General features: G+C 45.3%; 24 protein-coding genes. 9 read left to right on the top strand and 15 right to left on the bottom strand.

Going from position 1 to position 25,869, the window contains the following annotated elements; genetic code table 11:
* Positions 1-395: 395 nt before the first annotated feature.
* Positions 396-3,008 (bottom strand): bifunctional acetaldehyde-CoA/alcohol dehydrogenase, encoded by a 2,613-nt coding sequence (gene adhE / locus M3636_RS03765; protein WP_145408400.1) that lies wholly within the window; start codon positions 3,006-3,008, stop codon positions 396-398.
* 426 nt (positions 3,009-3,434) lie between these two features.
* Between adhE and M3636_RS03760 the strand changes: the two genes are divergently transcribed.
* A complete protein-coding gene (locus M3636_RS03760; RefSeq protein WP_128102659.1) occupies positions 3,435-4,148 on the top strand; it encodes a Crp/Fnr family transcriptional regulator in 714 nt (237 codons plus the stop codon).
* 100 nt (positions 4,149-4,248) lie between these two features.
* On the opposite strand, the gene M3636_RS03755 is transcribed toward M3636_RS03760, so the two are convergent.
* The 8 genes from M3636_RS03755 to M3636_RS03720 form a co-directional block, all read right to left on the bottom strand.
* Positions 4,249-4,962 carry a hypothetical protein gene (locus M3636_RS03755; RefSeq protein ID WP_128102660.1) on the bottom strand — a complete coding sequence of 238 codons (714 nt, stop codon included), beginning with the start codon at positions 4,960-4,962 and terminating at the stop codon, positions 4,249-4,251.
* Positions 4,963-5,340: 378 nt separating this feature from the next.
* Complete coding sequence (locus M3636_RS03750; RefSeq protein ID WP_251381308.1) at positions 5,341-6,072, bottom strand: hypothetical protein; 732 nt, start codon at positions 6,070-6,072, stop codon at positions 5,341-5,343.
* Positions 6,073-6,392: 320 nt separating this feature from the next.
* The gene (locus M3636_RS03745; RefSeq protein WP_164848841.1) at positions 6,393-6,689 is read right to left on the bottom strand and encodes a winged helix-turn-helix transcriptional regulator; all 297 of its coding nucleotides are present in this window, start codon (positions 6,687-6,689) and stop codon (positions 6,393-6,395) included.
* Positions 6,690-7,010: 321 nt separating this feature from the next.
* Positions 7,011-7,739 (bottom strand): ThuA domain-containing protein, encoded by a 729-nt coding sequence (locus M3636_RS03740; RefSeq protein ID WP_128104511.1) that lies wholly within the window; start codon positions 7,737-7,739, stop codon positions 7,011-7,013.
* A 24-nt stretch (positions 7,740-7,763) separates the two neighbouring features.
* Positions 7,764-8,732 carry a sugar phosphate isomerase/epimerase family protein gene (locus M3636_RS03735; RefSeq protein ID WP_128102662.1) on the bottom strand — a complete coding sequence of 323 codons (969 nt, stop codon included), beginning with the start codon at positions 8,730-8,732 and terminating at the stop codon, positions 7,764-7,766.
* Positions 8,733-8,851: 119 nt separating this feature from the next.
* On the bottom strand, positions 8,852-9,937 hold the full coding sequence (locus M3636_RS03730; protein ID WP_251381307.1) for a Gfo/Idh/MocA family protein: 1,086 nt from the start codon (positions 9,935-9,937) through the stop codon (positions 8,852-8,854).
* Entirely contained in the window at positions 9,930-10,694 is a 765-nt protein-coding gene (locus M3636_RS03725; protein WP_251381306.1) for a sugar phosphate isomerase/epimerase family protein, read from the bottom strand. The genes M3636_RS03730 and M3636_RS03725 overlap by 8 nt, the downstream gene beginning before the upstream one ends.
* Positions 10,695-10,717: 23 nt before the next feature.
* Positions 10,718-11,833 carry a Gfo/Idh/MocA family protein gene (locus M3636_RS03720; protein ID WP_128102664.1) on the bottom strand — a complete coding sequence of 372 codons (1,116 nt, stop codon included), beginning with the start codon at positions 11,831-11,833 and terminating at the stop codon, positions 10,718-10,720.
* Between the two features lie 168 nt (positions 11,834-12,001).
* Here M3636_RS03720 and M3636_RS03715 point away from each other — a divergent pair, with 168 nt between their 5' ends.
* A complete protein-coding gene (locus M3636_RS03715; RefSeq protein WP_128102665.1) occupies positions 12,002-12,820 on the top strand; it encodes an AraC family transcriptional regulator in 819 nt (272 codons plus the stop codon).
* A 27-nt stretch (positions 12,821-12,847) separates the two neighbouring features.
* Here the strand turns inward: M3636_RS03715 and M3636_RS03710 are convergent, their stop codons facing one another.
* Complete coding sequence (locus M3636_RS03710; protein ID WP_145408404.1) at positions 12,848-13,162, bottom strand: hypothetical protein; 315 nt, start codon at positions 13,160-13,162, stop codon at positions 12,848-12,850.
* Positions 13,163-13,196: 34 nt separating this feature from the next.
* Positions 13,197-14,135, bottom strand: a complete 939-nt coding sequence (locus M3636_RS03705) for a Gfo/Idh/MocA family protein (protein WP_128102667.1) — start codon at positions 14,133-14,135, stop codon at positions 13,197-13,199.
* Between the two features lie 212 nt (positions 14,136-14,347).
* On the opposite strand from M3636_RS03705, the gene M3636_RS03700 reads away from it, so the two are divergent.
* Both M3636_RS03700 and msrA read left to right on the top strand, forming a co-directional pair.
* Positions 14,348-14,959 carry a TVP38/TMEM64 family protein gene (locus M3636_RS03700; RefSeq protein WP_164848738.1) on the top strand — a complete coding sequence of 204 codons (612 nt, stop codon included), beginning with the start codon at positions 14,348-14,350 and terminating at the stop codon, positions 14,957-14,959.
* A 138-nt stretch (positions 14,960-15,097) separates the two neighbouring features.
* The gene (gene msrA, locus M3636_RS03695) at positions 15,098-16,060 is read left to right on the top strand and encodes a peptide-methionine (S)-S-oxide reductase MsrA (RefSeq protein ID WP_145408407.1); all 963 of its coding nucleotides are present in this window, start codon (positions 15,098-15,100) and stop codon (positions 16,058-16,060) included.
* A 182-nt stretch (positions 16,061-16,242) separates the two neighbouring features.
* Here the strand turns inward: msrA and M3636_RS03690 are convergent, their stop codons facing one another.
* Complete coding sequence (locus tag M3636_RS03690) at positions 16,243-17,046, bottom strand: lipid II flippase Amj family protein (protein WP_251381305.1); 804 nt, start codon at positions 17,044-17,046, stop codon at positions 16,243-16,245.
* Positions 17,047-17,243: 197 nt separating this feature from the next.
* On the opposite strand from M3636_RS03690, the gene M3636_RS03685 reads away from it, so the two are divergent.
* Positions 17,244-17,723, top strand: a complete 480-nt coding sequence (locus tag M3636_RS03685) for a DUF2188 domain-containing protein (protein ID WP_251381304.1) — start codon at positions 17,244-17,246, stop codon at positions 17,721-17,723.
* 113 nt (positions 17,724-17,836) lie between these two features.
* On the opposite strand, the gene M3636_RS03680 is transcribed toward M3636_RS03685, so the two are convergent.
* Positions 17,837-18,565 carry a YitT family protein gene (locus M3636_RS03680; RefSeq protein WP_251381303.1) on the bottom strand — a complete coding sequence of 243 codons (729 nt, stop codon included), beginning with the start codon at positions 18,563-18,565 and terminating at the stop codon, positions 17,837-17,839.
* A gap of 925 nt (positions 18,566-19,490) precedes the next feature.
* Between M3636_RS03680 and M3636_RS03675 the strand changes: the two genes are divergently transcribed.
* The 4 genes from M3636_RS03675 (at position 19,491) to cysK (ending at position 22,977) form a co-directional block, all read left to right on the top strand.
* Positions 19,491-20,528, top strand: coding sequence for a nucleotide-binding protein (locus M3636_RS03675; RefSeq protein WP_128102673.1), 1,038 nt, complete (start codon positions 19,491-19,493; stop codon positions 20,526-20,528).
* Positions 20,525-20,758, top strand: a complete 234-nt coding sequence (locus tag M3636_RS03670; RefSeq protein ID WP_056696440.1) for a hypothetical protein — start codon at positions 20,525-20,527, stop codon at positions 20,756-20,758. The genes M3636_RS03675 and M3636_RS03670 overlap by 4 nt, the downstream gene beginning before the upstream one ends.
* 608 nt (positions 20,759-21,366) lie before the next feature.
* On the top strand, positions 21,367-21,750 hold the full coding sequence (locus M3636_RS03665) for a YhjD family protein (RefSeq protein ID WP_128102674.1): 384 nt from the start codon (positions 21,367-21,369) through the stop codon (positions 21,748-21,750).
* Positions 21,751-22,026: 276 nt separating this feature from the next.
* The gene (gene cysK / locus M3636_RS03660) at positions 22,027-22,977 is read left to right on the top strand and encodes a cysteine synthase A (protein WP_251381302.1); all 951 of its coding nucleotides are present in this window, start codon (positions 22,027-22,029) and stop codon (positions 22,975-22,977) included.
* A 56-nt stretch (positions 22,978-23,033) separates the two neighbouring features.
* On the opposite strand, the gene M3636_RS03655 is transcribed toward cysK, so the two are convergent.
* Both M3636_RS03655 and M3636_RS03650 read right to left on the bottom strand, forming a co-directional pair.
* The gene (locus M3636_RS03655) at positions 23,034-24,560 is read right to left on the bottom strand and encodes a helix-turn-helix domain-containing protein (RefSeq protein WP_251381301.1); all 1,527 of its coding nucleotides are present in this window, start codon (positions 24,558-24,560) and stop codon (positions 23,034-23,036) included.
* 175 nt (positions 24,561-24,735) lie between these two features.
* Positions 24,736-25,740: an ABC transporter substrate-binding protein gene (locus M3636_RS03650; protein ID WP_251381300.1), complete on the bottom strand. Its 1,005-nt coding sequence runs from the start codon at positions 25,738-25,740 to the stop codon at positions 24,736-24,738.
* Positions 25,741-25,869 lie beyond the last annotated feature (129 nt).

The raw sequence follows: 25,869 nt of genomic DNA, 5'->3' as shown, positions 1-25,869 counted from the left end.
GGATTCCGTGTTGCATTTCTAAATGATGGGCGGCTCCTCCTCGATTTGGAGCCGAAACATGAAGTGATAAGTTCCTGAAAAAGCAGGGGCTTCGCTCCTCTGTTTTTCTGCCCATCTCCTTTCCCTGCGAACCTTTGGTTCTCCTTGCTACAACCCGGACTCCTTGTTGCATCTTTTCTGGAGCCGAAACATGAAGTGATAAGTTCCTGAAAAAGCGGGAGCTTCGCTCCTCCGTTTTTCTGCCCACCTCCTTTCCCTCCCAACCTTTGGTTCTACCTGCTACATCACGGATTATGTGTTCCTCAAAACATACGGCAATCGGGGCTCCCCATTTCGGGGAACCCTGAACCTATTGCCATCCTCAACAAGCTGTTGCATGTTTTGGAAGATTATTATTATTCGAATTTGCCGTAGAATGCGTTGCGGTATACATCTGCTAATTCAGTTACCAGCGGCAGCTTCGGATTCGCAGTTGTACATTGGTCTTCGAAGGCACGATCAGCCAGGTAATCTACATGTGCTTCAAAATCTTTTGCATCAAATCCGATCTCTTGGAACGATTCCTCGATACCCAATGTTTTGTTCATTTTGCGGATAGCGTTGATTAAGCTGTTAACCCCTTCTTCGGTTGTGCGAGCAGGCAATCCGAGAATGCGGGCAATTTCGGCATATCGCTCATCTGCCACAAAGTGCGAGTATTTCGGGAACGATGCGAATTTGGTCGGTTTTTTCGCGTTGTATCGAATAACGTGTGGCATCAAAATCGCATTGGTACGTCCGTGGGCTGTATGGTACTGACCGCCCCATTTGTGCGCCAAGCTGTGGTTAATACCCAAGAATGCGTTGGCAAATGCCATACCTGCAATCGTTGAAGCATTATGCATTTTCTCACGTGCCAGTTTGTCGCCTTGTAATGCTGATTGCTCCAAGTACTGGAACACCAGTTGAATGGCTTTGATTGCTAACCCATCCGTATAGTCATTCGCCATAACGGATACATAAGCTTCAATCGCATGTGTCAATACATCCATACCTGTGTCAGCTACAGCTGTTTTTGGCAATGAGTATACAAACTCAGGGTCTACGATCGCTACGTCAGGAGTCAGCTCATAGTCAGCCAGTGGATATTTGGTGTTTCCTAGATTTTTATCCGTGATAACAGCAAATGATGTTACTTCCGATCCTGTGCCCGATGTTGTTGGGATCGCTACAAATTTTGCTTTTACGCCAAGTCTAGGATATTTGTAGATCCGTTTACGGATATCCATGAATTTTTGCTTCAGATCATTAAAGTCTGTGTCTGGATATTCATAGAACAACCACATCGCTTTGGCAGCATCCATTGGTGATCCGCCACCGAGAGCGATAATGCAGTCCGGTTGGAAGCGACGCATCATTTCGGTTCCGCGATCTACAGTCGTTGTGGATGGATCCGGCTCAACATCCGAGAACACTTCAATGGCTACCGGCATTTGGCGTTGACGCAGATAGTGCTCTACCTTTTCCACATAACCCAGCTTCACCATCATGGCATCCGTAATAATTGCAACACGGGTGATATCCGGCATTTTGGCGAGATACTGCGTCGCGCCTTTTTCGAAGTAGACCTTGTTCGGTACTTTGAACCATTGCATATTCACGGTACGGCGAGCCACCCTTTTCACATTGATTAAGTTGACAGCAGTTACGTTCGACGAAGTCGAGTTACGTCCGTATGAACCACATCCCAGTGTGAGCGATGGCATATTCGTGTTGTAGATATCGCCAATTGCTCCGTGTGTGGAAGGTGAGTTGACGATGATCCGTCCTGTTTGCAGGCGATCTGCAAACTTGTTAATCACTTCTTCATTGTTGGAGTGAATAACGGATGAGTGTCCCATTCCGCCAAAAGCAACCACTTCTGCTGCACGTTCAATACCTTCTGCTGCCGTTTTGACTTTGTAACAAGCCAGTACCGGGCTTAATTTTTCCGCAGACAATGGGAATTTGACGCCAACACCCTCAATTTCAGCAACCAGGATTTTGGTGCTTGCTGGAACTTCAATACCGCATAACTGAGCAATCGCTACGGCGGATTGACCTACAATCGCTGGGTTAACTGCACATTTCTCAGCATTGATAGCGCCTGCGGTCAGCTTAGCTGCTTCTTCCTTGTTAACGAAGTAACATCCATTGGCAATCATTTTCTTTTTGACTTGATCGAAGATAGGTTCTTCAATAATGACCGCTTGCTCGGAAGCACAGATCATCCCATTATCAAATGATTTGGACAAAATCAGATCCGTCACTGCCTGATTGATATCCGCACTTTTTTCAATGAAGCAAGGTACGTTACCTGGCCCTACACCCAGTGCTGGTTTACCACAGCTATATGCTGCTCGCACCATGCCTGATCCGCCTGTCGCCAGAATGAGTGCCACATCGTTGTGGTTCATCAGGGCATTGGTGCGATCCATGGATGGATCATCAATCCACTGAATACAGTCGGCTGGAGCACCATGCTTCACTGCGGCTTCAAGCAAGATTTTGGCTGCTTCGCGGCTACAGTTCTGTGCAGAAGGGTGGAAACCGAAGATAATCGGGTTACGAGTCTTGATGGAGATCAGTGCCTTAAACATCGTCGTTGATGTTGGGTTGGTAACCGGCGTAATCCCCATGATGATGCCAACCGGCTCGGCAATTTTCTGGAAGTTCTCATATTCATTATCTTCAATGACACCAACGGTTTTGTCATATTTGATGCTATGGTACACATATTCTGTAGCAAATATATTTTTAGTGATTTTATCTTCGTACACACCGCGGCCGGTTTCTTCCACAGCCATTTTGGCGAGCATCATGTGTTTATCCAGACCTGCAAGCGCCATTGCTTGCACAATTCGATCGATTTGCTGTTGATCCATGGACATGAATGCTGCGTGTGCTTTGTTCGCTTTGTCAATTAATGTTTGAATATACTGACCTGCTGTCGGTTCTTTTGCTGGGGCGACCTCGTTCTTTACAGCCATCTCCCTCATCCTCCTAAAGGTTCGTATTATGTTGTCTCTCTTCTTTACATTCACATCGTATCATGGGACATGATTTAATTATGTGATTTTTTTCACAAAGTATTACGAATTTAAATTTAGATTCTTAATGTCTGCTAACAAGTGCACTGCTACTCCCTTTTTTTACATGGCTCTTTCAGCTCCATACTTGCCCACAAAAAGTGAATTTAATCACAATGTTTGAAATTTCGCCATTTTTGTTCCCTTTCTATCCCCCTCAAACGGTAAGATTAGGTATATACTGAACTTAAAAATTGAACCACCGCAATTTGTACCGTCCTTCCCGGCCGAGATGACCCTGAACGGACGGCACCCGTTTGCGGCGAACCACAAAGGTCATGTAAGCCACATGCAGCCTTTGATTGGAGACAAAGGGGAGATAGACTTATGAGGGACCAACTAGTGATGGAAAAACGCGGGAATACGAACTGTTTCTCGGATGTGAACTTCAACCATTTACTTGTAACGATGAAAGATAGAACCTATCCCGAAGGAACACATCTGTATTGGGAAGGCGATGTCTCTGACAAACTTTATTATATGAAAAGAGGCCGTGCCCAGATTACGAAGTCAACTGATGAAGGTAAAGAATTGATCATGTACATGTATCAATCCGGAGATATGATTGGGCAGGCTGATCCTTTCTTCGGTTCGAAGCATTCCTTCTCGGCAGAAGTGCTGGAAGACAGCGAAATAGGTGTATTGGAGCATAAAGACCTGGAGATGCTGATCTGTCAGCATTGTGACTTTGCCATTGATTTTATGAAATGGATGGGGATTCACCATCGACTCACCCAGACCAAATTCCGTGATCTGATGTTGTACGGCAAACCTGGTGCGCTCTGCTCTACCTTAATTCGTTTGTCTAATTCTTATGGTGAACCACACGGCGATCATATGATCATCCACAAAAAAATTACGCATACGGATCTGTCCAATATGATTGGTGCTACCCGTGAGAGTGTAAACCGTATGTTAAGTGATCTACGTAAAAAAGACGCGATCGAATATGATAATGGCATGATCGTTATCAAAGATCTGAAAATGCTGCAAGGCATCTGTCACTGTGAACTATGCCCTAGCGAGATCTGCCGGATCTAAGATAGTTATTCATTATTCGCTTACAATAATCCTAAGTAGCAATATGTAAATAACAAAAAAGGCCCAATCTTCTCACTGTAGAAGATGGGCCTTTTGATATTTAGGATGTCGTCGTTAATTCAAGTTTAATCGCGTCACGTGGACTCAGCTTCATATCCAAGCCGTTATCCATTAATTCCTTATCATTCACCTTAATAACCCAACGTTGATTCATTCGTGGGATGACATTTTCAACAGCAACCACATATTTGTTATTCTCAGACATTCTCACAACGCCGCTGGACTTTAATACATCACGAACGGTGCACTCCTGAATATACACACCAGCATATTGCCGATTAAGATTTGGCATAATGTTGCCGCCGCTCACTTTGAGTAAGGTCGTCTGATACGCTACGCCTTCTCCTGAACTGTCAGCGGCTTTGACATATATTATCACTTCATCTTTGGCATGAAGCTCCATATTCCAATCTTCTGGATCAATATCTTTGCCATTCAATTTGACAGCCCAGATTAACGAGGAATCGAGCGAGACCTCTCCGACGGATTGAATTCGTTTTCCATCAGCCGTGAAATCAACAAGCCCACTGTTCGTTAGCGCCTTCTTAAGCGTTAATCCTTCGCTAAAGTCCCGTTTGATCGACTTAGTTGCATCTGGTAAAAAGGTACTGCCATCTATGGCAACCGTAATAGAATTCGTGGATTCGGTTTCCTGCACCACTGGCTGCTCCGAAGGCCGCGTCTCTGTACATCCGCTGAGAATAACTAAAATAAGTAGGCATATGCCTATGAAACCGGGGATTTTCTTATTCATGTAGGTAACACCACCCTGCGTAAAATCATTCACCCTGTTGTCCATACCCTCTATTATGGCACAGAATCCCGTTAAAAAAAGTGTCAATGCCGTTACTTTTATTGGATAGCATGTGTAGGAAATGGAACGTTTAGACATTTGTCTGCTGTGATCTGACCCAGTTTATAAGAGAATAACTATCGTCGTATTTTCACAGAAGACAGACCGCGTTTAATTGTATTTTTCATGCGATACTGCCTTGGTTCCTCTCCGCTGGAAACTTTACATTCTATTATCTTAACAAAAAGACGCTACAATTCACATCTCAGTGAAATGTAACGCCTCTTAATATAAAGTGATTAGTACTTCCAATCACCACAAGTTTATCGTTATTTACCTTTACTGAACGCAGGCTTGCATATACGTTCTGCCTCCGTCTCCATCTTTTAGATACGGATTCAGCCCAGAGAACTGTTCCCCGGAAACATATACACCTGTAAGTAGTCGTCCCTCTAACATCTCGCCATCCAGCTGCACACATAAAGAAGGTGCTGTCACATATTCCTGATACAACGGAATCTGACCATAAGGACGATGGACTTTGAACAATTTGCCTTGCTCATTGAGTGGACGCTCTGAGAAGTAGGTAGGCACGATGTAGCGTGCAATGGTATCCAATTCATCTGCTGTGTAGAATGCTTCATCACCAAGCCATGGGGCAAACATCCGAATCTTCTCATATTGAGCCCACACAATCGCTTGAATCAGCATTTCCGGCTTGAACACATGTCCTTCCCCATTCGCTGTAGATGATGAGCCACGAAGGAAGGCGTCTGCATGTAATGGCATAATCTGATCTTCATTATGTCTCAGTTCGCATCCTATGCATTTCCAGCCTCTAGAAGTCTGAATCCATTTTTGCAGCACAATCGGAGCTAAACCTGAGCCCTTGCTGCGATCCAACCGATGCTTATCGGAATCTTGATTCCTAACCGATTGAGAATACGAATTGCGAACAAATAGCTCTGCTGCTTTCTTATAAATCAAATGTACCTGAATGGATGCGTTCTCAAGTTCTACGATATCTTGTTTGCCGTAGCGTACTTCACGGGATAAGCTTTCTTCTCTCATGACAAGTGGCCTCCTCGCTCCGACCGTATACGGCCATAGTTGTAAGGAATAGACGTTGTTCTTGATCTTACAATTATACTACAACTCGTGACAACATGTGCAGAACACACAAGAATTATGTCAGGGATTCCATTATCTATATCATACATAGTTAAGACCCATAACATACCTACATTGAACGATGAGGGTACGAACCGATGAAGTTTTGCTCTACATGCTTTCTTGGTATCTTAAAACAAAAAGCTCTCGATTTCCAGTGAAATCAAGAGCTTCTGTCCATTACCTGCTTCAAAATTAGGGTTCATATTGAAATACATCAATTAGTCAACCCAATGCTCCGCCCAGTCCTGAATTTGATTCATAACCGGCTGGAGCGCCTTGCCTTTCTCTGTCAACTCGTATTCAATACGAACCGGCGTCTCTGGATACACATGACGGATTAGAATGCCTTCACTTTCCAGATCCTTCATCCGCTCGGATAACATCTTGTCACTCATTGATGGAATGAGGTTGGAAATATCCTTAAATCGCTTAGACCCACTCATCAACGTTTGAATAATCAGCCCGTTCCAACGTTTACCCAAAAAGGAAAACGCGGTTTCAAAACGCGGACACATCCGCAAATCTTGGCCTTCCACATTAATCACCTCTTTAGAGATCACTACACTTACGTTTTGTTAGTATATTTCATAATAACATATTTGAGAGCTAAAGGAAACGTCTCCCGCTAAAAACTTTCAATTGGATAAACCGGTTTCATCTTCTTTGATGATATTACACAGTATACCATTACATGGGGCTGAAGAACCATGGGAAATATCGTCTCACGTTCTTACAGCTAAATTACCCAAAAAGAACCCTACTGCCACAGTCATACAGACTTGGAGAAGGGTTCTTCGGTATAATGCTACATTTATCCATTCACGAGAGATTGCGGCTTAGACCAGCACGCCACCAAATGGTCTTACAGGTTCGCTCTTACCGAATTCCGGCTTGAAGCTGCGGGCAGGATATGCCCATTTCACTGCATTGCTGATCACTCTTAAAATTTCCGGTTTGTAATAGGTCGGATATGTCTCATGACCTGGTCGGAAATAAAAGATTTTACCTTCGCCGCGTCGGAACGTGCATCCGCTCCTGAATACCTCTCCACCCTGGAAATTACTCACAAATACCAGTTCATCCGGTACTGGAATATCGAAGAATTCGCCGTACATTTCTTCTTTCTCCAGTACGATCTTGTCGTGGATGCCATCCGCAATCGGATGGGATGGATTGACACACCATACGATCTCCTGCTCGTCAGCTACACGCCATTTCAGATCGCAGCTTGTTCCCATCAGCGCTTTAAACGGTTTGGAGAAATGACCGGAGTGTAGCACGATCAGACCCATGCCGTTTAACACACGCTGTGTCACCTTCTGAGAAACTTCATCGCTTACGCGATCATGTGCCATATGTCCCCACCATATCAGCACATCCGTGGAATTCAGCACCTCATCACTTAACCCGTGTTCAGGCTGATCCAGTGTAGCTGTCCGAATCACAAAACCTTCGCCGCCAAGTCCGTCAGCCAATGCTCTATGGAGACCGTCCGGGTAGACTTCTCTAACTTCATCGTGAATTTTCTCATGGACAAATTCATTCCAAATGGTGACGTTGATCATCATTAATTTCCCCCTAATGTAGCTCTAAACCCACCACATGTCGCCCAGCGGTTCCTCAATTAATACCTGCTGGAGATTTTGTACGGCTTTAGAGAATCCTTCTTCAACCGACATCAGACCGTCTTCGTGTTCAATACTTACAACATAATCATATCCGACAAGGCGCAGAGCGCTCATAATATCTGCCCACGTTTTGTTATCATGTCCATAACCAACCGAGCGGAACTGCCAAGCTCGATCCAGCATGTTCGTATAATCCTGCATATCCGTCACACCGTGCTTATTCACGTTAATTGGATCAATGGTTGTATCTTTGGCATGGAAGTGATGGATCGCGCCTTCACGTCCCAGAATGTGAATCGCCTGTACAGGATCAATTCCTTGCCACCACATGTGACTTGGGTCAAGGTTAGCTCCAATGACTTCCCCTGCTGCTTCACGCAGTCTAAGCAATGTAGCAGGTGTGTGTACTGAGAATCCGCCGTGTAGCTCCAGACCTACTTTAACATTACGATCTGCGGCAAATTTACCCCACTCTGTCCAGTAAGGAATAACTTTGTTCTCCCATTGCCATTTCAAAATTTCTTGGAAATCATTCGGCCACGGTGCAACAGGCCAGTTCGGATATTTAGCATCCTCATGATCACCTGGACAGCCGGAGAATGTGTTCACTACAGGTACTTCTAGCTTCTCAGCCAGCTCAACTGTTTTGACAAAGTCATCATGGAATCCTTTCGCAATATCCTTTTGCGGATGCAATGGGTTACCGTGACAGCTCAGTGCGCTGATCATCAAACCTCGTGATTCCACTGCGTTTTTGAAGTTTTTCAATGCCGCTTCATTGCCAAGCAATTCTGCTGGGTTACAATGTGCGTTCCCCGGATGTCCTCCTGTACCGATCTCAACGGCTTTCAACCCTTTGGATGCCACATAATCAAGTGCGTCTTCTAATTTACGTCCTCCGAATAGTACCATAAATACGCCGAGTTTCAAGTGCGATTCCTCCCTAGAATAAATGTCGTATAATTGCTGATTCGTTAAGCTGTATAAATAACCGTTCAGATCACTTACTCGTCTCATTATTGTGGAAAATGAAGATCATTTCTATCCATTCAGGATTCAAAATAAACGGCTTTTCCTGTTTGAGCCGATTCGTAGATTGCCTCAAGAATCTGAGTTACTACGAGAGCTTGCTCTGGTTTAACGACAGGCTCTTTGTCTTCAATAATCGCTTCAAGCCACATTCTGGCTTCACGATCTGCTTCATTTTCAGCACTGCCACTGTAAAAGGCTACTCCACCTGCATCAAGATCAACCTTCGTTTCATACAACCGGCTTCGCTTCTCACCATTGATGCGCAATCCATCCTGCATATCAGCACCGCCTTCGGTGCCACAGAGTAACGATTTGGCTTCACCGAACTCGGCAACATTCAATGCCCAGCTTGACTCGATGATGATCGTAGCTCCATTCTGCATGGTGATAAAACCAAATGCCGAATCCTCCACCTTGAATTGTTCTGGATCCCACGGTCCAAATGCATTTGCCGCATTTTCACGCTGACCAAGCTTGTGGAAGGTCGAGCCCATTACACTCTTAGGCTTGTAATTATCCATAAGCCATAAGGTCAGATCCAGTGCGTGTGTACCAATATCGATCAGCGGACCTCCGCCCTGCTTCTCTTCATCCAGAAATACACCCCAGGTTGGAACAGCACGTCTGCGAAGGGCAATCGCCTTACCAAAGTAAATATCCCCTAACTCGCCATCCTCACACATCTGCTTCAAATACTGACTATCGCTACGGAAGCGGTTCTGATATGCAATGGATAACTTCTTGCCAGTACGTTGTGCCGCCTCCAGCATCGCTTTAGCCTGTTCAGATGTCTTCGCCATCGGCTTCTCACACATGACATGTTTACCAGCTTCCAGAGCGGCTACAGTGATAACGGAGTGAGAATCGTTCGGTGTACACACATGAACCACATCAATACTTTCATCCTTCAGCAGTTCATGATAATCCGTGTACACTTTGGCGCCCTCTGCTCCGAATTCAGCTGCCGCCTCTTCCGCCCGTTCTTTCACAATGTCACAGAAAGCGACCATTCGACCCTGAGATTGCTTGGACAGACTCGGCATATGTTTTCCTTTGGCAATGCCACCACAACCAACAATAGCAATGTTAAGTACTTTAGACATGAATAGGTCCTCCGTTAGCGGCATATTTGCGAATCCAGTTCATGCTGTTCTCAATGCTCTGTAATGATGGATTTTGACATTCGTCCTGTTCAACTACAAGCCACTCAGCTTCAGCTTGGTCTGAGGCTACAGCAACCGCTTCCAAGTCTACTTCCCCCTGGCCAAATTCAACGGTTAACACACGCCCTTCTGACCGACTCATGTCTTTCCAATGCACCAATGGCAGGCGTCCTGCATACTTCGCAATCACTTCCGTTGGTGGATAACCAGCAGCATGCGCCCAACATGAGTCCAGCTCTACCTGTAGGTGAGAAGCAGGAACAGTCTCGTACATCGCATACAGTGCCGGACGACCGTCAACTTGTGTTGTAAATTCAAAATCATGATTGTGATAGAACAACACCAGATTCTCTGCTGCGATCTTCCCACCGATTGCATTCAGCGAAGCAAATACGTCATCCCATTGTCGTTGTTCCTCTGACAAATAAGGCACGATTAAGTTCCGATTGCCAAGTTCATTGTGATAAGCGATAACCGCATCCAAATCTTCTTTCAAGCTATTATATTGCACATGTGTACCTACAATTTCCAATCCGAGTTCATTTACGATCGCTCTGACTTCCTCTGCACTGTGTCCATAGAAATTATGGAATTCCACACCCTGGTAGCCGAGCTCCGCAATCTTAGCAAGCGTTCCTTTAAAATCGCGTTCCAGTTCATCCCGTACGGTGTATAACTGTAGTCCGATCTTCAACATTTCCTGCTTCACCTCATCTGAAATCAATTAGTGGATGGTACAGTCTCCGTCTGATTGTCATCTGTTTTGGTTGCTGCATTGTATTCATAGTTGCTTTCAAGCAAAATGTGCTTGCCCTCAAGAGACGAGCGCTGGAATGCATGCATAGCTTCTAGTACATGGTATGCCAGTTTGCCACTTGCTTTGCTCTCGCGTCCGGCACGAATGGACTCAACCATCTCGTTTACACCAAGACCACGCTCATTTTGACCACTTTCAAATATCGGTGTAACCGTCTCCCACGTATCCTGACCGTATTTGCGAAGCTTCACTTCTCCATTAAAATAATTCGGGTCAGGTACACTGAGCGTGCCTTCTGTACCGTAAATTTCAATGCGTGGCAGATCTGAAGCGCCCCGAATATCGAAGCTTGTAATCATCGTTGCAATGGCACCGCCATTAAAATCAATGGTTCCCGCAAGATGCGTTGGTGTTTGTACTTGCAACGAGGTGCCTTCCTTAGGACCAGAACCAATCTTACGATCTACAATCTGAATCCCTGCCGAAGAGCTAATTCTACGAATAGACCCAAGCAATGTTACTAGAGCTGTAAGGTAATATGGCCCCATGTCAAACATAGGTCCGCCTCCATCCATATAGAAGAATTCTGGATTCGGATGCCATGCTTCTGGACCACCGCCCATGAAGAAGGAAGTAGCTGCAATCGGCTTACCAATCAGGCCGTCTTCAATCGCTTTACGAGCCGTCTGAATGCCTGATCCGAGGAATGTATCCGGTGCTGATCCGACGTAGAGTCCTTTTTCTTCAGCCAGTTCAATGACTTTGCGACCATCTTCTATAGAAATAGCCAGCGGTTTCTCAGCATACACATGCTTACCTGCCTCAAGAGCAGCTATGTCCGTCATTGCATGACTACCAGGAACAGTCAAATTAATGACAAGCTCAATTTCCTTATTTTGCAGCAACTCATCTACATTGTAAACGTTTGCGATATTAAATTCATCTGCCCGTTCTTGTGCGCGTTCAAGGATCAGATCCGCTACGGCAACAACCTCAATAACGGGACTGTTCTTCAGATTCTCCAGATAAATGGCGCTAATATTGCCGCACCCTATGATGCCTGCTTTCATTTTGTCCACGTTGACCTTCATCTCCTTACGTATCGTGAGAAGTGTTTTTATTAAATTGTAATTACTGTATCTTGAATCTAACACTATGGTATTCCTTTTTGGCTTCAATTAAAATGAATAATATGATCGAAACATGAACTATCTGGTCATAATTTTTGATTTGCAAGGAGTATGCCTATGCCGACCGATCATTCCTGCCAGGTTCTCACGGCAGGCTTCTCATTTCACCGTAAACCCTATGCTATGGTACAGCCCGATGGGGTGAAGAACTACTTGATGAGGCTCCAGACGGATGGGCGTTGCCGAGCTCGTGTAGATGGTGCCATGTCGCTAGTCGATGCGGGCGATCTGCTTGTTTTTAGCCCGGACGAACCCTATGAACTGAAAATAGACAATGAGCTTAATCCGATGGGAGAACGTCTCGTCGAGAGTGGAGATTATCATGTCTTCTTCAATGGTTCTTGGGTGGATGAATGGTGGAAACGACACAAACGACCAAACCGGATTAAGGTGGAGCTTTCCGAGAGCCTGCTCACACTGTTCCGCCAGCTTATTTTGGAGCAACGCCGAATTTCCAATCCGTATCCTGAGATTTCAAGTTATTATATGCGCATCCTATGTCTCGAAATCGATCGACTATTATCCGAACATCCAACGATCACGAATACGAATTATGTAGCTTATGAAATTAAAAGTTATATTGAGGAGAACGCGTCCTCATTGTTTAAGCTTGAGGATGTTGCTTCTTCTGTGGGAATTAGTGTTTCGCGGTGTGTTCATCTTTTTAAAGAGGCGTTTGGCAAAAGCATTATGCAATATACCTTGGATGTGAGGCTGAACATGGCCAGGGAACGGATTATCTTCAGTCCGATGACCCTGGAACATGTGGCCGAATCCTCCGGTTTTAACAATTATACGTATTTCCACCGTGTATTCCGCTCCCGTTTCGGCATGTCGCCTAAGGAGTTTCGCATTATCCATCGGGAGCAGATGTAGTCGGTTATTAATGCTGTACTCTAAAAATTATTTTCTTGCAGTAATCGCTTCTGATACAACCATTGCTAGATCATCATTGCCAAACATCGCTAGAACACCCAGCACGGTATCATCCGGAATATCGCCGGCTTCCTCCTTGGATACAACCAGTTTTAGCACCTGCTGTAAACGCTCGTTGCTCTGCTGATCTGGGTAGGCTTGCCGGTACATCTCTTCCGGATCCAGCCCTTGATTGACACACCACTGGGCAAAAACCAGAATCATCATCTCTTCTTCCTGTTTATAACTTTCAATGACAGCTTCCTCAATCTGCTTGTTTCGTTCCTTCTCATACTCGTCCATACGTTACTCCTCCTAATGTGTACGCTATACCGGATTACTTACGAATCAATTGTTCAGCCAGCTCATGACTCTCCATGACATGACTTGCACTGATCAGGCAATCGTCAGGTGTTTCTATGGAAGCAAGGAAATGATCTACCGCTCCAGCAAAACCCCGTCGAGCCAAAATACCATCCCAGCTTCCAAACATCTCTTGCTGTTCAAGTCCGCCGCGCTCCGCATATCTGGCTATTTCCATGTTAACGACTTCCACAGATCTACCTCTACCGTGCAGCTCAATCTTCTCCAGATCTGCCCCAGCCTCGCGCACCATATCATATCTTCCGTAGGCTGTTCTTCCAAGCTTCACCGCGCCCGATGCATGCAGTAGCCTGTCTGTATCGGTTTTACGAATCCAATGTTGAAGCAACTCCACATCGCCATCTGAATACCAATATAACAAATCAAGCATGTGAATAAGATCATCGTAAATCGTTTCCGCCGCAGGACGATCCTGAATGCCTGTCCGATGCTTCGTAACAGTTAAGGAGTCATAGCCTCCACCGGCACGCATCCATTCTTTGGCCTTTTGATACAAGGGAGCGAATCTGCGGTTAAAGCCTACTCCTAGCAGCAAGCCTTGCGCTTCAGCAAAAGCGGTCATCTCTTCTGATTCACGCAGCTTATACGACAGCGGTTTATCCACATAGACGGCAAGTCCCTGCTCCAAACATTGCATCACTATTTCAAAATGCGCTTCCGTTGCTGTATGTACAAATACGGCATCCAACTCCCAGGATAACAATTCCTTGATATCCGTTGTCCCATTACTTAATCTATAGGCTTGTTGCACGTTCTCCACTCGTTCTATGGAGCGATTCATTACACCTGCAATTTCCACCTTCGAATGCGTGCTTAATAACGGTAAATATACTTTACTTGCAATCCCCCCAAGACCAATGATTCCAACACGGGTTCGCTTAGTTGTGTCCATGATGAGCATTCCACCTTCAACGAGAGTTCTTTATTTCTACGTCCTATAGTGTAACCCTTCAGAGGGCAACATGCCAGTAAGGTTCCTGAGTCAGCTTCCAACTAAGCGCTCACTGAACGAACATGGTACAATTAATCAATGTGGTTCAGGCAAGTTTACTTTTGATTAAACGTAGCTCAGAATGTTCTGATGCTGAAAGGAGCATTAAGATTTTGCGAAAATGGTTTTGGCTCCTGTTATATGTTTTGCTTGCCGGAGTCATGTTTATGTACAGATATGAACTGTTGGAATGGACGGATACCCATCAATCCATCCCTATGCTTATTATCATTGCAATGTTATTTGCCCTTGTCCCTGTTATTCCATATAAGTTTGTTATTGCTGCTCTGGGTTACAGTTATGGTACCACCATGGCTGCCTGGGTAAGCTGGTCAGGAACAACACTCGCAGCATTGCTGGTATATGCAGGTGCACGATATGTATTTAGAGCTCAGGCTAGATCCTACTTGGATCGTATACGAGGACTTAACCGATTCACCTCTTGGATGGAAGCACACCCTTTTATGGGCGTTATGACTCTACGACTGCTTCCCGTTGTTCCTCAAACAGCCGTCAATATTTATGCAGGCATCACGTACACTCCCTTCTGGACGTTCATGATTGCTACTGCCATTGGCAAAATGCCCGCTATTTTTGTATTTGCATATGCAGGAGCCCAAGCAAGTGAATCCATCTGGCTCAGTCTACTCGTTCTTGGCGTTTATTTATTGTTCATGACGGTTATTTTACTTGTGTTCCGTTTTCGTTCTCGAAAAAAGGTCTAAGTGCCTGTTAGTAAGGATTGTCTAGAGACTGAGTTAGGTACCAAAAGAGCCTTGCTCTCTATCCGACTTGGTTGGCTTGCCAATTCAGGATATAATAGAGGGGTAAACAATCTTCATCAGAAATGGAGTGACTATAGCATGGAACAACACACAAGTGAAAAAGCAACTTTTGCAGGTGGGTGCTTCTGGTGTATGGTATCCCCCTTTGAGGAATTGCCTGGTATTCATGGAATTGTATCAGGCTATACAGGTGGACATACCGAGAACCCAACTTATGAAGAAGTATGCTCCGAAACAACAGGACACGTAGAGGCGGTTCAAATTACGTTTGACCCATCAATTTTCCCTTACGAGAAGCTTGTTGAATTATTCTGGCAGCAGATAGATCCTACCGATGCAGGTGGACAATTTCATGACCGTGGATCCTCTTACCAAACTGCGATCTTCTACCACACGGAGGAACAGCGTGAGATTGCCGAAGCATCCAAAGCAGCACTAGAACAGAGCGGACGGTTTGATAAACCGATCTTCACACCTATTTTGCCAGCAAAAACGTTCTATGAGGCAGAAGAGCATCACCAAAACTACCATCGGAAGAACCCTGCCCATTATAAGCGGTATAGCAAAGGTTCTGGTCGCCAAGACTTTATTGAGCGTAACTGGTCGGCCAACGTGGATAAAAATAGCCTGAAAGAGCGCCTGACTCCTCTGCAGTTCGAGGTTACGCAGAACAATGCAACGGAGCCTGCTTTCCATAACGAATTCTGGGATCACCATGGAGATGGCATTTATGTCGATATCGTGTCTGGGGAACCACTCTTCAGTTCTACAGACAAGTACGACTCGGGTTGCGGCTGGCCAAGCTTCACACGCCCTCTTCGCGACTACAACGTGAAGGAAAAAACCGATCTTAGTCACTTCATGATTCGTACTGAGGTGAGAAGCCGGGAAGGCGATTCCCATCTGGGTCACCTGTTCAACGACGGTCCTGCGGAAGCTGGCGGTATGCGGTATTGCATTAACTCGGCTGCCCTTCGTTTTGTACCCAAAGAGGATCTTCAGAAGGAAGGCTATGGCGAGTACGCCGTACTTTTTAACTAATCCCGTTAAATTTAAGATGCACGCACTCAAATGAAACTTGAGAACGACACACAGAAAAGCAACGGCGAGTATGCCGTTGCTTTTTATTATGGCTATAGCCATGCCATACACCTTTTGAGTTAATTCAAAAATCTAAATATTGGCTGCTCAAATATGTTGTTACCCCTCAAGGTCAGGAGAATTTAATGTATTAAACCTACGATCCAGCCGATCCAATATGCAAAAGGTATCAACAGCAGCTGTGCAAGCAACGTACCGAACAAACGGGATATGAGCATGCAGCCATAGATCTGGTTCATCCGATCCAGCTTGATCTCACCGCGTAATGATTTGTCACTAAGAAGAGAAATGCGCGGATCAATCAGGATCGTGAGCAAAATGGTTGCAATACCGTTGATTAATCCTGTGGATTGGGAAGCAGCGATTGCCTGACTAGGGTACAGGTATGATGCATACAAACTTGAGAGCACACCTGTTGTATAGATTGCCGTCACGGCAATGTTCAACGTCATCAGACGTCTAGGCATGCCATGCTGGACTAGTCGCTTCGCCATCACCCATGACGGTGGAGTAATATAATACATCGCATTCTTCATCTTGCTACGCTTCAGCATTCCGCGAACCATCGTTGGAATGGAACCTGCTGCTTCGAAATGCACAACCATTCGGGAAGACAGCTTCACCATCGTGGGAAAGCAAAGAATAGCAAGTGCTGTTCCGATCGTAGCCGCCCCCATTAACCAATGAAGCTGTGTTGCAAAATTCGTTGTCCCCCCACTGGAAGCTGTGTCTACCAGATTGCCGACCATTGGCCCTTGAGCCATATTGGACGTACGTGACACTAACAATAAAATTCCAGATAACGATATTGCTAGGGCAATCCGACGCGTACGTAATCCACCAAGACGCAAAGCATAGGATAAACTATCCGCTGCATGAATTAACATGGTAAATACCATTGGAATCGCTAAGCTTAGACTGAACATATGTAAATCTCCTTTATTCCCCTAATTAGTTCATTACTACCTGAACAGCATTATACCCCTCGTTCCTTCAAAAGTATAGGAAGCGGCTTCTATCTAGATCAGCTCAGCCACATCTTCTCAAACAAAATCCATTCGTTTATCCCCTCCCGGAGAGGGTAATATACAACTAATCCAATACTGCACAGGAGGGAATTCATATGCCTTGGAACAAGCACGATTATCCTGTCTCAATGAAAAATCTAGAGCCACGTATCCGACATAAGGCTATTGAGATCGCTAATGCTCTGCTGGACGATGGTTATGAGGAAGGACGAGCTATTCCGATCGCTACAGCGAAAGCCGAAGAATGGGGCGAGAATCATCCCGAATCCCAAAATTCTAAGCAGAACTCTAACTCTAACTCATCATCCGGAAAAAAAGCAGATTATCGCCAATCCTCCTCTAAGGAGCGTCGTCATTCAGAACCCGTAGCCTCATCGAAGAGTCATGACAACATTCATGTTGTGCCTACAGATTCTGGCTGGGCGATTAAGGAGGAAGGAAAGTCCTCCTATCAGTCTACATTCGATACAAAGGCAGAAGCCGTGGATGCAGCCAAAGCACTCAGCCATAAACAGAACATTCGAGCCATTATCCATAATCAGGATGGACAGATCGCTTCATCGATTAAATCCTAATATGTCCTTAACAACAAAATCCCATTTGCCGCTGATTTTGCAGGCAAATGGGATTCTGTTGATTCAAATATCTTGTTGTACCGTTCATCCATCTATGGTTCTGAAACGTATGGTTAATGTGTTACCCCTCTTGCTACCGCAGTGCGTTGTGAAGCAACGTTCACAGCCTTGGTCGCTACCGATGGGATCGGCAGTTTGACAGCAGAAGTTGTAACAACCGTTCCGCGTGCCGGGATACTCACGACGTACGTGATGACTTTACTCGCAATCCATACGGCCAGAATCGTATATAAAGTTTCTTTTACCGGAAGAAAGAAAAGCGACAATCCTAATACAAATGCATCGCTGACGAAGAAAACTGTTCCCAGCTTCCATCCCTTCCAGCGGCTTACCAGCACCGCCAGAATATCGTCTCCACCTGTCGCTCCGCCAAATCGAAGCACAATCCCTGCGCCTATCCCTGTCAACACACCGGATAGCACTGCGGGAATCCACAGGTTCCCATTAAACGACATCACTAGTGTAGAATATCGTTCAAAGCCATCATAGAATAGGGAGAATGCACCTACACCAAGTAGCGCCTGAATCATGAATCTCCAGCCCTTAAGGTACCAAGCTAGAATCATGACAGGAATGTCCAGCAGCAGCATACCAATCGCTGGAGATAAGCCTGTTGCGTATTTCCCTAACAGGGCCAGACCGACAAATCCGCCCTCCGATAAATGATTCTGAAAATTAATGTGATAGTAGGCAAACGCCAAAATAAATGTACCGAGCAGCATAATCGCCAGCTTGCTTGCTTCTGTCTTCACTTGTTGCATTGTTAACGATGTTCTCTTCATACAGGTTCCCTCGCAGTTTGTAGGTTGGTTTTTTAGACCGACCGTACCCTGCAAAAGGCAAGCCTGGAAGAAATCATCGTATATGTCCTTCGAATCTTCATTTCCAATCCCCTCTTTCGCAGAGTCAGCCGTTTTTTTCTACGGTTGGTTTACTCTACAAGGGGCGCTATGTGTATGAGAGATCGTAACGTTTCCAGATTGTCCTTGGGGAGATTGTCCTTCGGGAACTCATGGTATCCTGATCCTTTCTATCTTTTGTTGGTTAGCTGTGTCTGGTTAAACGAACTGAAACATTACAGAGGCACAACATTGAACACCTTGTTTCACACCTAACCACTCCGATTGCAGTACCCTCTTTCGATCGCTGTTATCCCCGGATTTTTGTGATTCCTTTTTTTAAAAGGAAAAATCCTGTGATAAACGCGAGCGCTTCGCTTCTACAGATGGGTTCTGCACTCTCCGTTTCTGTGTGAATATAAGTTCAATAACGTGACTCCAAACCTGTAATCATTCAATTCTGCTTAAACACCAAAGCTAACTTGCTTGTTCTTTTATTATATAACACCGACGGGAGTGGGTCTAAACAACCGACCCAGCAAAAACGTGCATAAAGCAGGCTCTGTCCTTGATTAACCGTCAAACAGCCACACCAGTACTAGGTTATCTTACTAATCGTGCAACCTGCTCCTTCATTCTATGACCGATGGCTTCAAATATAACTGTCCAGTCACCCATCTGTGACAAATTGGGGCTTTTTTTTATTTTTTCGAGAAAAGTAAAGGAATCAATCCCCCGTCATACATACACTGTAGCAAATGTATTTCAAATAATTCGGCAACAGGTACAGACGTTTTTCAGACTTACTCTGCTTTTTATGGTATAATATAACAATTGAATCCCACTACCGTTTAAGCGAGGCGGATTGATGAAAACGTTAAAGCCAAGAGTGTTTATTGGCTGCTCGCTGGAAGCGAAGCCGATTGCAGCAGCAGTACACGAAAACTTGCGTTTCTCGGCCGAGGTTACCCCTTGGTACTCTGGGGTTTTTAATCCAAGCAGTTATACAATGGATGATTTGGAAGCAGAAGTACGCACAACCGACTTTGCCATTTTTATTTTCCATCCAGATGATATATCCAAAATCCGTGGAAAGTACTACGCCTCGGTTCGTGATAATACAATGCTGGAAATGGGTTTGTTTATGGGACGTCTGGGACGAAAACGTATTTTTTTCATTCTTCCTGAAGATATTACAGATATCAAGGACGCTGCAAAAGTCGAAGGATTACGTATGCCCACAGATCTATTGGGGTTAAATCCATTGGTATATGAAATTCGATCAGATGGAAAATGGGCGCCAGCCGTCTCCGTAGCTTGCTCCAAAATTGCGGACAGTATTGAAGAACAGGGACGCTGGAGCGATCCAGAGATGGAGCGAATCATTGAGAAACACAAACGAACCGAAGGAGAGGCGCGGGTGCAGCTGCTCAAGCTGCTGCGATTCTTTAGAGAATTGCTGCGCACCCGCAGAGCAGATGACAAGATGCTGGAGCGAATGAGCGACGCACTACGAACTGCCTTTGTATCTCAATCTCCATTCGCTGTTAGAGGTACAGCCATCTACCGTACAGATGATCGTGGTTATATAGAGCAATTATGTGGTAATGTTGGGGAACCGGGAAGAAAATATGACTTATCTGCTAATGATGACAAACAACCTGACGATCCAAAGCGAATACTGGTCATTGATTCTTACCGCGAAAATAAAATCAAAATTAATCTATACGACGATTACCTTGAGAAAGAATATCTGCTATGCTATCCTGTAGCCAAGAGGTATGTCATTACGGTGCATATCATTGGTCATATTGAAGCGGATGAGGCGATATTCCAGCAGATTGACCTTCAGAACCGTCAACTGTTCAACGCCATCAACGATTTGTTAGGAGGCGACCCGGAATGAGACCGGAAATGAAAAAAATAAGCAAGCGCTGGGGCAGCGAGAAAAAGGTACGCCTCAGTTCTGCGCCTGAATCATCACGACCGGTTCCGGAACCTAAGGAAGAGGAACGTTTCCACAAACCGGCCGTACCACTCATTACAATTGGTCCTTCTCTGAAGGGTAAAGAACGACCTTATAAGGTCATTTTGGAAAAAGAAGCTCTTTACGAGAAACCACAATACCTTGCTTAAGCTTTCGCTTGAAGTGTTGTATTCAAGTCTGAACACATCATCTGACTGCCGCGGAATCGGCAGTATTTCACAGGCTCTGCCGCCCAAGGCAGAGCTTTTTTATTGCTTGTCATCAGGAAGCCAAAGAATACGTTGGAGGATTCCTTCTTCTCTGGCTTCCTACCGCAATTTGTTGCATTTCAGCGTATTCATTTATTCATTCTTGTTGTTTATCAAAATCGTTCTATCTATTACTGTGTTCACTTGTACTTATTCATTTACAGTTATTCAATTGTACTAGATTCACTTTCCGACCAACTCCGCCGTGCACCCTCCATGGTCAAAGCCTGCGTAACATCATCAATTCCGGTTACTTATGCCTTATGTTTCCTTCTGCACGCTGAAATTATACCTAAATTTTGGAGAGAGCCTGTCCCTTTCTCTCAGCTCCGAACTATCTTCTAATGACGCTTGCACATTCAGTCAGTTCTCCACAGCTATTCATCTGATTGCCTGCTTCCAATATTTCTCTGTTGTAATACGTATCTATATTTCATATATTGATTATAATATAAGAACATACGTTCTGTAAATGTAAAATTCCAATTATAGGATAAGGAAGTGAACTTATGTCATCCTCTCCTTCCGCCCCATCCCCTGCGGATGAGGATCACCGCCTAATTAAAGGTCTCGTTGTCCGCACATTGCTTCTTGATGTACTTGAACGAGATATTCACACACTAGATACGTTACTGCTGAAGATGCCCGAGGTATACATCCTCTCGTTAACGAACATTCAGAATGATGTACTTCAAGAGATGCTGCACCTTCGTCAACAGATGAGAACGCGCGGAGTCAAAGTGCTGGAGGAAAAAAGGCAAACTGAGGGGATCGAGACCGTGTACCTGTGCAGAGGATACTGGCAAAGGTTCTATATGCTGTGGACATTTGCACGCAATGAAGTAAAAAAAGAGCTGAGCCGCCATCTGCAAACGGATCTAACACAATCTTGATCTTTACATACAAGAGGATAGATTCTGTAGACATAACAATAACAGGCTCTGCCCACCTGTTCTTCTTTTCCCTTTACAGGTAACGTTTATGCACTTCTCCCCCCTCGTAAGGCTTCAGCTCGACTTAACCAGCTTAACCAAATAGGTTGACCTCTCAAGGTCACTTTCATTAAGATGGAGTAGACATATCCAACCATTCCAATCAGACATGAACCCGAATCGTTTATGAACCAAACAAGACACGTCCCAACGTCTTATCTATCAAGGAGTTGACTTATGGATTCAAATTCTATACAACCATCCAAAAAATATACAGGCATTGCCGCCGATGTCACCGAACTCATCGGTAACACCCCTGCTGTCAAGCTGAGCCGGCTCACGGGCAGCGATTCTGCCGAGGTGTACGTTAAACTAGAGTATTTTAATCCAAGCGGAAGTGTTAAGGATCGTGCGGCCTACAACCTGATTTACCAGGCTGAACAAGCCGGACTGCTGCTTCCTGGAGCGACCATTATTGAGCCAACCAGCGGTAATACGGGAATTGGCTTGGCTATGAACGCGGCAGCCAAAGGCTACAAAGCCATTCTGGTCATGCCTGATAATATGTCGAAGGAACGGATTAACATCCTTAAGGCATATGGCGCAGAAGTCGTCCTTACTCCCGCAGACGAGCGGATGCCTGGTGCTATTCGCAAAGCGAAAGAGCTTCATGCGAGCTTGCCCGGAAGCTTCATTCCTCAGCAATTCGAGAATCAGGCAAACCCAGATATTCATCGCATCACCACCGCTCCTGAAATTATAGAGCAGATGGACGGAAAGTTGGATGCATTCATCGCAACAGCTGGAACCGGCGGTACCATTACAGGGACTGGAGAAGAATTACGCAAACAATTGCCTGGCATCCACATCTATGCAGTCGAGCCCAAAGGTTCACCAGTGCTGTCCGGCGGCGAGCCTGGACCGCACAAGCTTGTCGGTACAAGTCCGGGGTTCATTCCGGACATTCTCAATACCGACATATGGGATGCCATCATCCAGGTGTCCGATGAGGACGCACTGGATACGATGCGGCAGCTTGCTGCCCGGGAAGGGCTGCTACTAGGCCCTTCATCTGGCGCTTCGGTGTGGGCTGCCCTTCGCATCGCGAAGGAATTAGGCCCAGGGCACCGGGTGCTCTGCATTGCGCCGGATACCGGGGAACGGTATTTGAGCATGGGTATTTTTTAACACATCAACCATATCTGTGCATAGGACAACTTCTATGATGCAACACACACAAGCGTTTAGCCTAAGAAATGCAGTACATCATTAATCTTCTTGCGGTTGGACAGCAGCCCATAATTCATCCAGCTTAGAAAATCCACCTCATATACGCGCTTGTTCTGTACGGCACGCAGGCTGTTCCAGACTGGGGAAGATAGATATTTGAGACCCATTTTTTGACCATCTTCATTATCAAAGGTGATAAAAATATGATCTGCATCCAACAAGCCTAGCTGCTCTGCCGTTAATTCAGCCTTGCGAGCTCCCTTGGTCAATTGACGAACTAGTGAATGTGGCTCCAAAGCCAAATCACCGTACAGCACTGGTCCCGTATAACCGTGCTTCTCTCCGCCATATAATGTGAACCCGCATGAGGATAACCGCAGCATCGCAACCGTTTGTCCTTGCACGCGTCTCTCCAGTGTGCTACGGGCGGCGGCTGCCTGATGCTCGTATTGCGCGATCATCTCTTCGGCTACTGATGTTTTTCCAAACATTTCGGCAACAGATACCAGCATTTGGCGCCAGTTCTCACTATGGCTGGACAGTGTAATATGATGTGCAATCTGCTGATATTCGTTCAGCTTCCATCTAAAGGATGCCGACTCCAGCAGGATTACGTCTGGCTTATAAACACTTAGCCTGTCCGGATCATCCCCCTCAATATCCAACTCAGGAATATGGTTCAAGCCAAGATAATCCTGCTTTCCCCAGCCTGCATGGCAGGACTGCACAACAGGAACAATACCCAGAGCGACCAAATAATCCTCCATGAAGGGGCTAAAGACGCGTACGTGATCCCGGCATTGACGACGATATTGACCCGGCGATACACCTACGGATTTTTTAAATTTTTTGCTAAAATAGTATTCGTTGCTCAGACCCACATGACTCGCTATATCAAACATACGATCCTCCGTGCCACTAAGCAACTGCTTGGCTCTGCTCATCCGCAGTTGACTGATATAGTCAAGCGGCGTTTTCCCTGTTACTTGCTTGAACATTCTTGCATAGCGCCAGCGCTCCATATTGGCGTGATCCGCCAGATCATCAACTGTAAGCGGTAGATTGTAATGCTCCTGGATATACCTCAGAGATTGCCTAATGTGTTGATGCCAGTCAGTCCCAGCAACAACACCTTGTGCAATGAGCATCATTAAAAACTCCTGTAATAGAATATGTCTTCGCATCTCGCTCATCATATCCTGCGCGTCCTTAATACGAAATATCCCTTCAGCAAGCTCCAGGCAACGCGAAAACGGGTAGCACGAAAGCAGCACATCACAAGGAAGCGCATCTGTATATGTTGTGGCTGAACTCGGCAAAGGAGCAAAAATAATTCGATAAATCTCAACGGCACCAAGCCTTGACTCTATCTCACACTCATGGTCCGGCTTCGCAATAAAACAACTTCCCTGTGTAAGCTCGTACTGTCCTTCATTCCACAACAACTGACCTGCACCTGCGGTGACAATCAACAACGAGTATTCTTGCACGCACCACTTTATTTGCTGCTTGACTTGACCAGCTTCTATTATTTTTCGCACAATGTGCTTATATCCATACATCAGTTCATCAACCCTCGGCATTAGCGATAGCTCTAATTGATTTTAATTCTCAATATTAATTGTAAAAGAAAGCTGCTCACGTCGCAACACAAAACAGCGGGCTCTGACCTGCACACATCTTCGTGCAAATCGGAGTCCGCCAATCTGTTTCAGCTTATTTGACAAGATTCTTCAGCAGATCGTCTGCCTTCATTAAGTTTGCTTTCATAGCACCAGACTGCCAGTGCGATCTGTCCACAATATAAACCTGTCCCTTTTTAAGAGCCGGAACGTTCTTCCAGAGCGAGCCTTCCAACCAGGCAATTGCTTCCTTGTTGTTCTCCGAATCCCAATTGCCATCAGAAGTAAACAGGATGATATGATCAGCTTCGAGTTCAGGAAGCACTTCCTCGGACAGTAACTCGTTAAAGCCTTCCATACGCGTAGCGAGCGGTGCTGGTGTTAACCCCATTTGATCATAGATATTGCCAATATAGCGATTGTCTTCACTAAACATAATAAGCGACTTTTCACCGACTTCAAGACGCAATACGGCGACCGTCTCATCTCCAACAGCCGCTTGCAGTTGCTGCTTGGTCTCATTCATCACCTGTCTATACTGTTCCATAGCTGCTACAGCCTGATCCTGAACACCCAGCAAATCTGCAATCGTACGGAGAATAGCTTCCGGATCGAGCAGAATCTCTTCCTTTAAGCGGTAGGTCGGCGCTACCTTTGAATACATTTCGTATTTAGCCGCATCCACGCTTCCATCCACAATAATGATATCTGGCTCTGCGTCCAGCAAGGCTTCAATACTACCTGTCATATCAAAGAGCGGAACATCCAAATTCAGATAATCCTGCTTGCCCCACCATGGATGATACCACTGGACGATCGGTTCTACATTCAAAACGGTTAGATAGTCTTCCAAATAAATAGCAGCGACCCGCTTGGGAGCTACTGGTATGACTACATCGCCAAATTCATCCTGTACGACCCTCGTTTGTCCTTCCGTATTTTCCTGCTTTGTCTCTTCCTGTGCTGTCTCGGGGCTTGCAGTATGTTGAACTGGCTCCGTCGTTATTGCCTCCGGCTCTGTAGCTGCTTTGCTTCCACAAGCCGTCAGTATCAGAACCAGAGCAAGTACAATTCCTATACCCGTTTTCTTGCTAAACATTTTTTTCCTCTCCTATTCAAGTAAATAAGATAATGATTATCATTATCATGATAAGTATTTTGATTCTAACAAGTCTCTCTTCTCTGTTCAATGTACAATCCTAGCAGCAATCTTATACATTTCGGACAC

The organism is Paenibacillus sp. MER 99-2 (assembly GCF_023714095.1).
Taxonomy (GTDB): Bacteria; Bacillota; Bacilli; order Paenibacillales; family Paenibacillaceae; genus Paenibacillus.
This window is presented reverse-complemented; position numbering and strand designations above follow the sequence as displayed.